Raw genomic sequence first — 13,320 nt, 5'->3', positions numbered from 1 at the left:
GCGCACGGGAACGATCAGAGCGTCGCAGCATCAGGCGCCGACGATCCCGCCATCCTCACGGGTAATCGCTATCACCGAAGAGCGTGGCTTGCCGTTCGGCAGGTGCTCGGGGAAGGTCGAGCCGCCGTTCTCGCCCGGATGCTGAATCCCGACAAACAGGGTTTTCTGATCCGGCGAGAAACTGATCCCGGTGACTTCACAACCGATCGGTCCGACCATGAACCGGCGAATCTCACCGGTCGCAGGATCGGCGCAGAGCATCTGGTTGTTGCCCATTCCGACAAAGTCCCCGGCGTTGCTCGAATCACCGTCGGTGAGAATCCACAGTCGGCCGGCCTTGTCGAAACCGAGACCGTCAGGGCTGTTGAACATGTTCTGCGGCGTGATGTTCGACGAGCCTCCCTTCGGCGTGCCGGCGTGCACGCTCGGGTTGCCGGCCACCACGAACAGGTCCCAGACGAAAGTTTTGGAGCCGTGATCGTCGCGGTCAGTGCGCCAGCGCAGGATCTGTCCGTAGACGTTTTTCTCGCGGGGGTTCGGCCCGCCCACCGGTTGCCCGTCTTCGCCGCGTTTGGCGTTGTTGGTCAGGGTGCAATAAACCTGGCCGTCTTTCGGGCTGACCACGATCCACTCCGGACGGTCCATGCGCGTGGCGCCGACCACACTGGCTGCCAGACGCGCGTGAATCAGCACTTCGGCCTGATCGGCAAAACCGCTGCTGGCGTCGATGCCGTTCTTGCCGTGGGTCAGTTCGATCCACTGGCCCTGGCCTTTCGGGTGGTCGGGGTTGCCGTCGCCCGCATCGAACTTCGCCACGTACAGGGTGCCGTGATCGAGGATGTCGCGGTTGGCTTTCGCGTTGCGGTGGTTGATGCGGTCGCGGCTGATGAACTTGTAGATGAACTCGCCGCGTTCGTCGTCGCCCATGTACACCACGGCGCGACCGTCGTCGGTCTCGGCCAGGGCAGCGTTTTCGTGTTTGAAGCGACCGAGGGCGGTGCGTTTGACCGGCGTCGATTGCGGGTCGAACGGGTCGATTTCCACCACCCAGCCGTGACGGTTGAGCTCGTTCGGGTTCTTGGCCATGTCGAAGCGCGGATCGAACGGATGCCAGTTGATCTCGCGACTGGCGGCCGTCACGCCGTAGCGTTTCTGCGCCGGATCGAACTGTTGCTGGGCATTGCTGCTGCCGAAGCAGTCGGTGAAGTTCTCTTCACACGTCAGATAAGTGCCCCACGGTGTCTTGCCGTTGGCGCAGTTCTGGAAGGTGCCGAGGACTTTCTTGCCGTGCTTGTCGGCGCTGGTTTTCATCAATTCATGACCGGCCGCCGGGCCGCTGATGCGCAGCGGTGAGTTGCCGTGGATGCGGCGGTTGTAGCGCGAACCCTGAACGAACTGCCATTGACCGTTCTTGCGCGCCACTTCGATCACCGAGACACCTTCGCAGGCCAGGGCCTTGCGCACGTCTTCCGCCGATTGCGGAAGGCCGCCGTGAGGGTAGAGGTAGCGGTAGTTGGTGTATTCGTTGTTGATCGCCATCAGGGCGCGGTTTCTGTCGTCTGGAAAGGCGAACAGGCTCATGCCGTCGTTGTTGTCACCGAACTGCACTTCCTGTGCGGCTGCAGTGCCGTTGCCGCTCGGGTCGAAGGCCGGGCCGTTCTTGTGCAGGGGCTGGCCCCAGCTGATCAGCACCGACGACTTGTAACCCTTGGGCAGGCTGATGACGTCGGTGGTGGCGGCCGGAATGCTGTCGAAGCCCAGCAGGCGGCTGTTGCCGGCGCTGACACCGGTGGCCAGGGCACTGCGACTCAACAGGCTGCCACCGAGGAACATCGCCGCGCCGCACAGCGCGCCGGCACCGATGAAACCACGACGGCTCAGGCCGACCATTTTTTCCAGGTCAGTGGATTGGTTTTCTTCTAATAGGCTCACATCAGGCTCCCTGCTTGGTTTTGGCAGCCACCTTAATGAGAGGCGATGACGCTTTTGTTGCAGGAACCCGGACTAGAGTGGTGTGCCGATGATCACATTGGACGGCGAGAACTGCACCCGTACCGGTTGTTCGACGGTCAGTTTGTGGGTGCGCAGGTGCAGCGGCTCAGCCAGGGCGCAGAGTGTCTGGCCGTTGGGCAGGGCGATGCGCACTTCGCTGGGGCCGTCCTCGGCATCGAGAATGGCTTCGAGGGTGCCTTCGAGAAGATTGTGACCAGATGTTGCGGGTTGCCCGTTGCCCAGTAATTCAAGCCAGCCAGCCTTGATCAGTGCCACCACTTCGGTGTTCGGTTGCAGCTCCAGATGCACGGTGCTGTCGTGGGTGATCTGCGCGTCGATGCACAAGCCTTCGGCCAGTTCGAGGCGGATCAGGTCATTGCGGCCCTGATGCTCGATGCTGATGACTTTGCCGTGCAATTGATTGCGGGCGCTGGTGCGAAGCATCAAACGGCCGAGCAGATCCAGATCACTGGCGTCCTCGGCGGCTTCCAGCACCTGCGCCTGCAAGGCTTGGAGCTTCTGATAAAGACGCAGCACCCGTTCACCTTCGCTGGACAGTTTCGCGCCGCCGCCGCCCTTGCCGCCGACAGCCCGCTCGACCAAGGGTTTCTGCGCCAGATTGTTCAGTTCATCGATGGCGTCCCATGCCGCTTTGTAGCTCAGGCCCGCGCTTTTTGCGGCGCGGGTAATCGAGCCCTGTTCGGCAATGTGTTGCAGCAGGGCGATACGCTGCGGGCGGCGGACGATGTGCTGGGACAACAGGCTGGGCAGGGACATGTCGAGTGCTTTGTTCTGGGTTGATGGAGGAGGAAGTTGGCCGCTTGGCGCGTGTGAGTCAAGCCGCGTCGCCAGGTTTCGGTGTGCGGGCTAGGCAGTAGACGTCGACCCGCGTGGCGCCCGCGTCCAGCAGCAACCGGGCCAGCGCTTGAGCTGTGGCGCCGGTGGTCAGCACATCATCCACCAAGGCCAGATGCCGGCCTCGTACATCGGCCTCCGGCACCCGCTTGAAGGCATTGCGCAAATTGCGTTTACGCGCCCTGGCGTCGAGTGCCTGCTGGGCGCTGGTGTCCTGGGTACGGCGCAGGACATTTTCTTCACAGGGCAGATCCAGTTGCTTGCCGAGCCATTGCGCCAGCATTGCCGCCTGATTGAATCCGCGCTGACGCAGGCGCTTGTTCGCCAATGGCACCGGCAGCAGGGCGTCCGGACGTGGCAGGCCCTCGTCGAAGCGATGTTGCAGGAACTGCCCGAGAACCTCGCCCAACAGGCGGCCAAACGGCCATTTGGCGTTGTGTTTGAAACGGGTGATCAGACTGTCCACCGGGAAGCCGTAGGACCAAGGCACCACCACCTGTTCGAAGGCGGGTGGATCCTTCAGGCACTCGCCGCATGTCAGGCCTGCTGCGGGCAGCGGCAATGCACAAATCATGCATTGATCGCCAAGCCAGGGCAGGTCGGTTTCGCAGGCTACGCAGAGGGGCGTTTCGGTTTCCGCCGGCTCATCGCAAATCAAACAGGCCTGGTTAATATTTAACCAGATGTAAACCGGTCTATCTTGATGTGGTTGACAGTGCATGGCTCTTCCTTAAATATGCCGAACATCCGTGTCGTGCCTGTGGGTATTCCGTTTCCCCAGGCGCAAGCCAAGCATAACCAAGGAATCGCCCATGAGCGCCAGCACCACTGCCACCCTGCGTCACGACTGGACTTTGGCCGAAGTCAAAGCACTCTTCGTTCAGCCATTCAACGACTTGCTGTTTCAGGCGCAGACGGTGCACCGCGCGCATTTCGACGCCAACCGCGTCCAGGTTTCCACCCTGCTGTCGATCAAGACCGGCGCCTGTCCGGAAGATTGCAAATACTGTCCGCAGTCCGGTCACTACAACACGGGCCTGGAAAAAGAAAAGCTGATGGAAGTGCAGAAGGTCCTCGAAGAGGCTGCCCGCGCCAAGGCCATCGGTTCGACCCGTTTCTGCATGGGCGCGGCGTGGAAGCACCCGTCGGCCAAGGACATGCCTTACGTGTTGAAAATGGTCGAAGGCGTGAAGGCCATGGGCCTGGAAACCTGCATGACCCTCGGTCGTCTCGATCAGGACCAGACCGAAGCGCTGGCCAAGGCCGGCCTCGACTACTACAACCACAACCTCGATACCTCGCCGGAGTTCTACGGCAGCATCATCACTACCCGCACCTATGCCGAGCGTCTGCAGACCCTGGCCTATGTGCGCGATGCGGGGATGAAGATCTGCTCCGGCGGCATCCTCGGTATGGGCGAGTCCCTCGATGACCGCGCGAACCTGCTGATCCAGCTGGCCAACCTGCCGGAGCACCCGGAATCGGTGCCGATCAACATGCTGGTGAAAGTCGCCGGCACGCCGCTGGAAAACGCTGACGATGTCGATCCGTTCGACTTCATCCGCATGCTCGCCGTGGCGCGCATCCTCATGCCGCAATCCCACGTGCGCCTGTCCGCCGGCCGCGAAGCGATGAACGAGCAGATGCAGGCCCTGGCGTTCTTCGCCGGCGCCAACTCGATTTTCTACGGCGACAAACTGCTGACCACTGCCAACCCGCAGGCCGATAAGGACATGCAGTTGTTCGCACGTCTGGGCATTCAGCCGGAAGCCCGTGAAGAGCATGCCGACGAAGTGCATCAGGCCGCCATCGAGCAGGCGCTGGTGGAGCAGAAGAGCAGCGAGCAGTTCTATAACGCGGCGGTCTGAAACTCGCCCCGATTTGCTGAAGGAACACTCCCCTGTGGGAGCTGGCTTGCCAGCGATAGCGGACTGACAGTCGACACTGATGTTGAATGTGGCGCCGCCATCGCTGGCAAGCCAGCTCCCACAGGATCGGTGTCCATCCTGATTCATGTGATTTGACTGTTCGAGGCTTGCATGTCTTTCGATCTCGCCGCACGCCTTGCTGCCCGTCGTGCCGAAAATCTCTATCGCCAGCGCCCGCTGCTTGAAAGCCCGCAAGGGCCGCAAGTGGTGGTCGACGGTCAGCCGTTGCTGGCGTTCTGCAACAACGATTACCTGGGCCTGGCCAATCATCCGCAAGTGATCGAAGCCTGGCGCGCCGGTGCCTCGACGTGGGGCGTCGGCGGCGGTGCCTCGCATCTGGTGATCGGCCACAGCGGCCCGCATCACGAATTGGAAGAGGCCTTGGCCGACCTCACCGGAAGGCCCCGTGCGCTGTTGTTCACCACCGGCTACATGGCCAACCTCGGCGCGGTTACGGCGCTGGTCGGGCAGGGCGATACGGTGCTGGAAGACCGGCTCAATCATGCCTCGTTGCTGGATGCCGGATTGTTATCCGGCGCGCGCTTCAATCGTTATTTGCACAACGACGCCGACAGCCTCGCCAAGCGTCTGGAGAAAGCCACCGGCAATACTTTGGTGGTCACTGACGGCGTCTTCAGCATGGACGGCGATCTTGCCGACCTGCCGGCGCTGGCCCGAGAGGCCAAGGCCAAAGGCGCTTGGTTGATGGTCGATGACGCCCACGGATTCGGTCCGCTGGGAGCGAACGGTGGCGGGATCGTCGAGCATTTCGGTTTGAGCCAGGAGGATGTGCCGGTGCTGGTCGGCACGCTCGGCAAAGCGTTCGGCACGGCGGGTGCGTTCGTCGCGGGCAGTGAAGAGTTGATCGAAAGCCTGATCCAGTTCGCCCGCCCGTACATTTACACCACCAGCCAGCCGCCGGCGCTGGCCTGTGCAACATTGAAAAGTCTGGAACTGCTGCGCAGCGAACACTGGCGCCGCGAGCATTTGCAGACGCTGATCCGCCAGTTCCGCCACGGCGCCGAACAGATAGGCCTGGAGCTGATGGACAGCTTCACGCCGATCCAGCCGATCCTGATCGGCGATGCCGGTCGCGCCGTGCGTCTGTCGCAGATGCTGCGCGAGCGTGGGCTGATGGTCACTGCGATCCGCCCGCCGACCGTGCCTGCCGGCAGCGCGCGGCTGCGCGTCACCCTGACCGCCGCCCACAGTGAGGCGCAGGTGCAACTATTGTTAGAAGGACTGGCCGATTGCTTTGCCCAACTCAAGTCGGAGCCAAGCCATGCGTGATCGTCTGATTCTGCTCCCGGGTTGGGGCCTCGGCGTTTCGCCGCTGGAGCCTCTGGCCGCTGCGTTGCGTGGGCTGGATGAACACCTGACGGTCGAAATCGAACCGCTGCCGGAGCTGGAATCCAGCGATCCTGCGGACTGGCTCGACGAACTCGATGAGCGCATTCCCGAAGATGCCTGGCTGGGTGGCTGGTCGCTGGGCGGGATGCTCGCTTCGGAGCTGGCGGCGCGACGTGGCGAACATTGCTGCGGCTTGCTGACCCTGGCGAGCAATCCTTCGTTTGTCGCCCATGAACAATGGCCGAGCGCGATGCCCGGCGAGACCTTCGATGCGTTTCTGGCCGGTTGCAATGCCGACCCGCGACAGACCCTCAAACGTTTCTCTCTGTTATGTGCTCAAGGTGCGCAAGACCCGCGCGGCTTGTCGCGACTGTTGCTCGGCGGCGCGCCGAACACTTCGCCGGCGGCGTTAATGGCTGGTCTGGCGTTGTTGGCGCAGATCGATACGCGTAATGCCTTGCAAGTGTTTCGAGGCCCGCAATTGCATTTGTTTGGCGGGCTGGATGGGCTGGTGCCGGCGGAAGCCGCGGGCGAGTTGTTCGCGCTGCTGGCGGATGTCGAGGTCGGGCTGATCGAGAAGGCCAGCCATGGGTTTCTTCTGGAAGATCCCCACGGTGTGGCCGGTGCTATCCAGGCGTTTTTAAGTGAGTGTGGTGATGACTGATTTGTCTTTTGCTGCGCTGCCCGGCGGCTTGCCTGACAAACGCCAGGTAGCGGCTTCCTTCTCACGTGCAGCGGCCAGCTACGACAGCGTCGCCGAGTTGCAGCGTGACGTCGGCACGCAGTTGCTGAATCGTCTGCCGGTGGATTTTCTGCCGTCGCGCTGGCTGGATCTCGGCTGTGGCACCGGTTATTTCACCCGGGCGCTGGCCGAACATTTTGCCGGGAACGAAGGGCTGGCGCTGGATATCGCCGAAGGCATGCTCAATCACGCCCGGCCATTGGGTGGTGCCACACACTTTATTGCGGGCGATGCCGAGCGTCTGCCGTTGCAGAATTCGACCTGCGACCTGATTTTCTCCAGCCTCGCCGTGCAGTGGTGCGCAGACTTCGAATCGGTGCTCGGCGAAGCGTTTCGGGTGCTGAAACCAGGGGGGATTTTTGCGTTTGCTAGTCTTTGTGTAGGGACGTTGTACGAATTGCGCGACAGTTGGCGCCAGGTCGATGGTCTGGTACACGTCAACCGCTTCCGCGAATTCGCCCGGTATGAACAATTGTGCGCGGCCAGTGGGTTGCGTACGGTCAGTCTTGAGAACCGGCCGCATGTGCTGCATTACCCGGATGTGCGCAGCTTGACGCACGAACTCAAGGCACTGGGCGCACACAATCTGAATCCCGGTCGGCCGGGCGGACTCACCGGGCGGGCGCGGATTCTCGGGCTGGTCGAGGCGTACGAGCAGTTCCGTCAGCAACAAGGCTTGCCGGCGACTTATCAGGTGGTTTACGCCGTGTTGGAGAAACCCTTATGAGCGCAGCCTATTTCATCACCGGAACCGACACTGACGTTGGCAAGACCACTGTCGCCGCCGGGTTGCTGCATGCGGCGCGGTCGGCGGGGCTGAGTACGGCGGCGGGCAAGCCGGTGGCGTCCGGTTGTGTCGTGACACCCAGAGGCCTGCGCAACTCCGATGCCTTGGCGTTGCAGGCCGAGTGTTCGTTGCCGCTGACGTATCAACAGGTCAATCCGGTGGCGTTCGAGCCGGCGATTGCGCCGCATCTGGCGGCACGAGAGGCAGGTGTGGCGCTGACGGTGCAATCGCTGCTGGTGCCGATGCGCGAGATTCTGGCGATGAACGCCGATTTCACGCTGATCGAAGGTGCGGGTGGCTGGCGGGTGCCGTTGGCGGATCAGGACAATCTGTCGGATCTGGCGATTGCGCTGAAGCTGCCGGTCATTCTGGTGGTGGGCGTGCGTCTGGGTTGCATCAGTCATGCGCTATTGACTGCCGAGGCGATTGCCCGGGACGGGCTGCAACTGGCGGGATGGGTGGCGAACATCATTGATCCGAAGACGTCGCGGCTGGAGGAAAACCTGGCGACGCTGGCCGAGCGGATTCCAGCGCCATGCCTGGGGCGAGTGCCCAAGCTCAAGGCGATCAGCGCCGAGGCGGTCGCCGAGCATTTGCAACTGGACTTGCTCGACTGATTTTGGCTATGACAAGGCACAGTGCCATTAGTGTTTTTGACGGGTGTTTTTCTGACGTCTCTGGTTCAATGGCAGCCATTGATCCTTCCCAAGGACGAGAGCTCCCATGGAAATCTCCGGAAACACGGCTTTTTATGCAGGTTTGAGCACGATTCAGACCGGGCAGAACCGCGTCGATCAGGCTGCCAGCCAGATCGCCAACAACACCATCGAGCGTTCGGTCACCAGTCAGTCCTCCGAAGCCCAGATCGATCGCCTGCGCGGCGTGGATCGCAGCCAGCAACTGGATCCGGGCAGCGCCATGGCCGAGATGGCCCAGGGCAAGTTTCAAGTGGAACTGGGCACGAAAGTCGCCAAGGCATCCGATGAAATGCTCGGCACGATCATCGATACGTTCGCCTGATTTTCTGATACCCGCTTTGCCAGACGCCGCGACTGTTCGCGGCGTTTTTCGTTGTAAGTCCTTCTCCCTCAACTAATCTTTTTTTGTGTGCATGGCCCTTTCGGATGCATGTCGAGGCGCTGTGTCCGGCGTTTGAAAAATGTGATGACGAACGGCAAAAGATCGACGCTTGACAAGGTTTCGGCGTAAACGTATGTTTCAAACAACTGTTTGACCGTCACAACAAATCAATGCGGTCGTTCATTCCCGGTTACATCAGCAGAGGTTTATCGCTATGCCTGACTACAAGGCCCCCTTGCGTGATATTCGCTTCGTTCGTGACGAACTGCTCGGCTACGAAGCGCACTATCAGAGCCTTCCAGCTTGCGCAGACGCAACGCCGGACATGGTTGACGCCATTCTCGAAGAAGGCGCCAAGTTTTGTGAGCAGGTACTGGCGCCGCTGAACCGCGTGGGCGACATCGAAGGTTGCACCTGGAGCGAGTCCGGTGTGAAAACCCCGACTGGCTTCAAAGAGGCTTACAAGCAATTCGTCGAAGGCGGCTGGCCGAGCCTGGCCCATGACGTCGAGCACGGTGGTCAAGGTCTGCCAGAGTCGCTGGGTCTGGCTGTCAGCGAAATGGTCGGCGAAGCCAACTGGTCGTGGGGCATGTACCCGGGCCTGTCGCACGGCGCGATGAACACCATTTCCGAGCACGGCACCCCGGAGCAGCAGGAAGCCTATCTGACCAAACTGGTCTCCGGCGAATGGACCGGCACCATGTGCCTGACCGAACCGCACTGCGGCACCGACCTGGGCATGCTGCGCACCAAGGCCGAACCTCAGGCCGACGGTTCCTACAAAGTCTCCGGCACCAAGATTTTCATCTCGGCCGGTGAACACGACATGGCCGACAACATCGTCCACATCGTACTGGCCCGCCTGCCGGATGCACCGGCTGGCACCAAGGGCATTTCCCTGTTCATCGTTCCGAAGTTCCTGCCGAATGCCGATGGCACTGTGGGTACTCGCAACGCTGTGAGCTGCGGCTCGCTGGAACACAAGATGGGCATCCACGGCAACGCCACTTGCGTGATGAACTTCGACGGCGCGACCGGTTTCCTGATCGGCCCGGCGAACAAAGGCCTGAACTGCATGTTCACCTTCATGAACACCGCACGTCTGGGCACCGCGCTGCAAGGTCTGGCCCACGCCGAAATCGGCTTCCAGGGCGGTCTGAAATACGCTCGTGATCGCTTGCAAATGCGCTCCCTGACCGGCCCGAAAGCGCCGGAAAAGGCCGCTGACCCGATCATCGTGCACCCAGACGTACGCCGCATGCTGTTGACCATGAAGGCATTCGCCGAAGGCAACCGTGCGATGGTGTATTTCACCGCCAAACAGGTCGACATCGTCAAATACGGCGTGGACGAAGAAGAGAAGAAGAAAGCCGACGCACTGCTGGCCTTCATGACTCCGATCGCCAAAGCGTTCATGACCGAAGTCGGTTTCGAATCCGCCAACCACGGCGTACAGATCTACGGTGGCCACGGCTTCATCGCCGAGTGGGGCATGGAGCAGAACGTTCGCGACAGCCGCATTTCGATGCTGTACGAAGGCACCACCGGCATCCAGGCACTCGACCTGCTGGGCCGTAAAGTGCTGATGACTCAAGGTGAGGCTCTGAAAGGCTTCACCAAGATCGTCCACAAGTTCTGCCAGAACAACGAAGGCAACGAAGCCGTCAAGGAATTCGTCGCACCGTTGGCTGCACTGAACAAAGAGTGGGGCGAGCTGACCATGAAGGTCGGTATGGCCGCCATGAAAGATCGCGAAGAAGTCGGCGCGGCCTCCGTGGATTACCTGATGTACTCCGGTTACGCCTGCCTGGCTTACTTCTGGGCCGACATGGCGCGTCTGGCGGCTGAAAAACTGGCTGCCGGCACCACCGACGAGGCCTTCTACACCGCCAAGCTGCAAACCGCGCGCTTCTACTTCCAGCGCATCCTGCCGCGTACCCGTACGCACGTGGCAACCATGCTGTCGGGCGCCAACAACCTGATGGACATGAAAGAAGAAGACTTCGCACTGGGCTACTAAGCCTTAACGCGGTCTTTCGAAAAACCGCTGCTCCTTCGGGGGCAGCGGTTTTTTTGTGCCCGGATTTCCCCAATCCCGGGGCTGATTCCCCAGCATTGATGAAGTAGTCGCTCAGCCAAACCCCCGGCGCTTATTGATTCAAGATGTTTCCAGAAGAGTGGCCAATTAATTGCACTGCCCGAATTACCGGTGCTAACCAGAACTGCCTGCTCAAAGAAGCATGACGCCCGGCACTTAACAACAACAGTCAGGGTGAAGCCTATGAACATCAGTCGACTCGCTCGTTTGACCTTCTGGTTACCCATCGCGCTGTCAGTCCACAGCGCCTGGGCCGCCGCTCCCGCTGAAGTCGATCCCCCGGTGCCGGAGGTTCCGTCGCTGCAATCGTTGCGCGGGATGGTGCCTCCCGATCCCTCCGGGACCGAAGGCGGACGCAAGGTCGACCTGATGACCGACTACGTGCTCAACCGCTCTGCTGCGATCCTGTTGGGCAAGGCGTTGTTCTGGGACATGGAGATCGGCAGCGACGGCGCGACGGCCTGCGCATCCTGCCACTACCATGCAGGCGTCGATCACCGCATCACCAACCAGATCAACCCCGGCCAGGCCAACACCAACGCCAACGTCGCGTCGATTTTCAACAAGCCGTTCATGGCCTCCGATATTCCCGGCGACGTGGCCACCTACGCGACGTTGTCCGGCGGCAAGGGCGGCCCGAACTACACGCTGAAGAAAACCGACTTCCCGACCCACGTACTGAGCAACCCGCTGGAGCGCAACTCGCCCATCGTGTACTCGACGGACGACGTGGTCGGCTCGCAAGGTGTGTTCGATGCCAACTTCGTCAAACCCAATCAGGCGCGTTTCGACAAATGCACCCAGCAGCCGGACGGTATTTTCCAGGTCGGCGGCATCAACGTGCGTCGCAGCACCGGGCGCAATGCGCCGTCGGTGATCAACGCCGCGTTCAACGTGCGCAACTTCTGGGACGGTCGGGCCAACAACGTGTTCAACGGCTTCTCGCCGTTCGGCAATCGCGACCCCGATGCCGGGATCTACGTGACCAGCGAACGCAGCACGGTCGCCACCAAAGTCAGGCTGGCGCTCAACGATGCGTCAGCCGCCTCGCAAGCCGTCGGCCCGCCCGGAAGTCCGGTAGAAATGTCCTGCGGCGGTCGCACCTTTGCCGACATCGGCCGGCGGATGCTCGACACGCTGATGCTCAAGCAGCAACGGATCTCGTCCACTGATTCGGTGCTGGGCCCTGTGTCTGGTGCGCGGCGTCCGACCTATCGCGAACTGATCAAGAATGCCTTCCAGCCCCGGCTGTGGAATGCCACGCAAAACGTGTTGGTGGGCGGTGCGCCATACACTCAGATGGAAGCCAACTTTCCGCTGTTCTTCGGCCTGGCGATCCAGATGTATGAAGCCACGCTGGTTTCCGATCAGGCGCCGATCGATGCCTACCTGCAAGGCGACCACACCGCGATGAACGCGCAGCAGGTCGAGGGCATGAACCTGTTCCTCGGCAAGGGCAAATGCGTCAATTGCCACGGCGGGCCGGAGCTGACCAACGCGGCCAGTCGCTTGCTGATGCATCCGCGCGAACGCATCGAACGGATGGTGATGGCCGATAACCTGACGACCCTCTACGACAACGGCTTCTACAACACCGGTGTCCGCCCGACCTCGGAAGATCTAGCCCTCGGCGGTGCGGATGCCTGGGGCAATCCGTGGTCGTTCACCCGTCAGTACAACTCCGTACTGCAGGGCGGCAAATCGGTCGATCCGCTGGATGTCGACGTCTGTACCTTCGAAGCACCGCTGAGTGCAGCGATTCCGTGCGACGCCACGCTCAAGCCCAATGTCGGTTTCCGCGACTCGGTCGACGGCGCGTTCAAGACCCCGACCCTGCGCAATATCGCTCTGACCGGCCCGTACTTCCACAACGGCAGCCGCGCCACGCTCAAGCAGGTCATGGAGTTCTACAACCGTGGCGGCGACCGGCGCGGCGAGGATGCCAACAACACCAGCGGCTTCGAGCACCCGGCGGTGAATCAGCACAACACCTCCAACCTCGACCCGGACATGACGGCGCTGAACCTGACGCCTGATGAAATCGACGCCCTGGTGAAATTCATGGAAGTCGGCCTGACCGATCCGCGCGTCGCCTGGGAGCGGGCGCCATTCGATCACCCGTCGCTGGTCATCCCGCAAGGTCACATCGGGGATGAAAACGCCGTGACCCAGCGCCCGGCCAGTCCGAAAGTCACGACCCGCCAGGCAACGGATGCATTGCTCAATCTCAAGCCTTACGGCGCTGAAGGTCGGCCGACGGTGGAGGGGCCATTGCTGCCGTTCTACAACGATCTTTGAGGGGAAATGACCGTCTGGCCATCAAGCATGATGGCCATGACGGAAGTTTCGTGTTTGTCAGGGAAAAAACCTTGATTGAAGGCTCAGAAACCGAGGGGGGCGGCCGTTAAAGAGACAACCTGTGATCTGGATCACATTGTGTGTGCCTAACTGGCCACATTGCAGGCACAATGCCATCTCTTTGCCAAGA

11 protein-coding genes are annotated in these 13,320 nt (G+C 61.3%); 8 read left to right on the top strand and 3 right to left on the bottom strand.

What is annotated here, in order from left to right:
- Positions 1–30: 30 nt before the first annotated feature.
- The 3 genes from ACSPX5_RS21145 to ACSPX5_RS21135 form a co-directional block, all read right to left on the bottom strand.
- Entirely contained in the window at positions 31–1,932 is a 1,902-nt protein-coding gene (locus ACSPX5_RS21145) for a PhoX family protein (protein ID WP_439820194.1), read from the bottom strand.
- A gap of 72 nt (positions 1,933–2,004) precedes the next feature.
- The gene (locus ACSPX5_RS21140; protein WP_439820193.1) at positions 2,005–2,769 is read right to left on the bottom strand and encodes a TOBE domain-containing protein; all 765 of its coding nucleotides are present in this window, start codon (positions 2,767–2,769) and stop codon (positions 2,005–2,007) included.
- 58 nt (positions 2,770–2,827) lie between these two features.
- Positions 2,828–3,568 (bottom strand): ComF family protein, encoded by a 741-nt coding sequence (locus ACSPX5_RS21135; RefSeq protein WP_439820192.1) that lies wholly within the window; start codon positions 3,566–3,568, stop codon positions 2,828–2,830.
- A gap of 91 nt (positions 3,569–3,659) precedes the next feature.
- Between ACSPX5_RS21135 and bioB the strand changes: the two genes are divergently transcribed.
- The 8 genes from bioB to ACSPX5_RS21095 all read left to right on the top strand — a co-directional run bounded on the left by bioB (position 3,660) and on the right by ACSPX5_RS21095 (position 13,130).
- A complete protein-coding gene (gene bioB / locus ACSPX5_RS21130) occupies positions 3,660–4,715 on the top strand; it encodes a biotin synthase BioB (protein WP_011336244.1) in 1,056 nt (351 codons plus the stop codon).
- A 171-nt stretch (positions 4,716–4,886) separates the two neighbouring features.
- A complete protein-coding gene (gene bioF / locus ACSPX5_RS21125; RefSeq protein WP_439820191.1) occupies positions 4,887–6,065 on the top strand; it encodes an 8-amino-7-oxononanoate synthase in 1,179 nt (392 codons plus the stop codon).
- Complete coding sequence (locus ACSPX5_RS21120; RefSeq protein ID WP_439820190.1) at positions 6,058–6,789, top strand: alpha/beta fold hydrolase; 732 nt, start codon at positions 6,058–6,060, stop codon at positions 6,787–6,789. The genes bioF and ACSPX5_RS21120 overlap by 8 nt, the downstream gene beginning before the upstream one ends.
- Positions 6,782–7,594, top strand: a complete 813-nt coding sequence (gene bioC, locus ACSPX5_RS21115; protein WP_323159834.1) for a malonyl-ACP O-methyltransferase BioC — start codon at positions 6,782–6,784, stop codon at positions 7,592–7,594. Before ACSPX5_RS21120 ends, bioC begins: the two co-directional genes overlap by 8 nt.
- Complete coding sequence (gene bioD / locus ACSPX5_RS21110) at positions 7,591–8,271, top strand: dethiobiotin synthase (protein WP_169432187.1); 681 nt, start codon at positions 7,591–7,593, stop codon at positions 8,269–8,271. The genes bioC and bioD overlap by 4 nt, the downstream gene beginning before the upstream one ends.
- A gap of 106 nt (positions 8,272–8,377) precedes the next feature.
- Complete coding sequence (locus ACSPX5_RS21105; protein ID WP_169432186.1) at positions 8,378–8,674, top strand: pyrroloquinoline quinone biosynthesis protein PqqE; 297 nt, start codon at positions 8,378–8,380, stop codon at positions 8,672–8,674.
- A 274-nt stretch (positions 8,675–8,948) separates the two neighbouring features.
- Positions 8,949–10,754 (top strand): phenylacyl-CoA dehydrogenase, encoded by a 1,806-nt coding sequence (locus tag ACSPX5_RS21100; protein WP_169432185.1) that lies wholly within the window; start codon positions 8,949–8,951, stop codon positions 10,752–10,754.
- 261 nt (positions 10,755–11,015) lie between these two features.
- Positions 11,016–13,130 (top strand): cytochrome-c peroxidase, encoded by a 2,115-nt coding sequence (locus ACSPX5_RS21095; protein ID WP_439820189.1) that lies wholly within the window; start codon positions 11,016–11,018, stop codon positions 13,128–13,130.
- Positions 13,131–13,320 lie beyond the last annotated feature (190 nt).

The organism is Pseudomonas sp. HLG18, from assembly GCF_051903985.1.
GTDB classification, from domain to species: Bacteria; Pseudomonadota; Gammaproteobacteria; order Pseudomonadales; family Pseudomonadaceae; genus Aquipseudomonas; species Aquipseudomonas fluorescens_BT.
The sequence above is the reverse complement of the archived record's forward strand: the minus strand, read 5'-3'. Positions and strand labels throughout refer to the sequence as shown.

Excerpts from the sequence above, each read along its gene's own strand:
- ACSPX5_RS21135 (WP_439820192.1), bottom strand. The coding sequence starts at position 3,568 with ATGCACTGTCAACCACATCAAGATAGACCGGTTTACATCTGGTTAAAT.
- ACSPX5_RS21105 (WP_169432186.1), top strand. The coding sequence starts at position 8,378 with ATGGAAATCTCCGGAAACACGGCTTTTTATGCAGGTTTGAGCACGATT.
- ACSPX5_RS21120 (WP_439820190.1), top strand. The coding sequence starts at position 6,058 with ATGCGTGATCGTCTGATTCTGCTCCCGGGTTGGGGCCTCGGCGTTTCG.
- bioC (WP_323159834.1), top strand. The coding sequence starts at position 6,782 with ATGACTGATTTGTCTTTTGCTGCGCTGCCCGGCGGCTTGCCTGACAAA.
- bioF (WP_439820191.1), top strand. The coding sequence starts at position 4,887 with ATGTCTTTCGATCTCGCCGCACGCCTTGCTGCCCGTCGTGCCGAAAAT.
- bioB (WP_011336244.1), top strand. The coding sequence starts at position 3,660 with ATGAGCGCCAGCACCACTGCCACCCTGCGTCACGACTGGACTTTGGCC.
- bioD (WP_169432187.1), top strand. The coding sequence starts at position 7,591 with ATGAGCGCAGCCTATTTCATCACCGGAACCGACACTGACGTTGGCAAG.
- ACSPX5_RS21140 (WP_439820193.1), bottom strand. The coding sequence starts at position 2,769 with ATGTCCCTGCCCAGCCTGTTGTCCCAGCACATCGTCCGCCGCCCGCAG.
- ACSPX5_RS21100 (WP_169432185.1), top strand. The coding sequence starts at position 8,949 with ATGCCTGACTACAAGGCCCCCTTGCGTGATATTCGCTTCGTTCGTGAC.
- ACSPX5_RS21095 (WP_439820189.1), top strand. The coding sequence starts at position 11,016 with ATGAACATCAGTCGACTCGCTCGTTTGACCTTCTGGTTACCCATCGCG.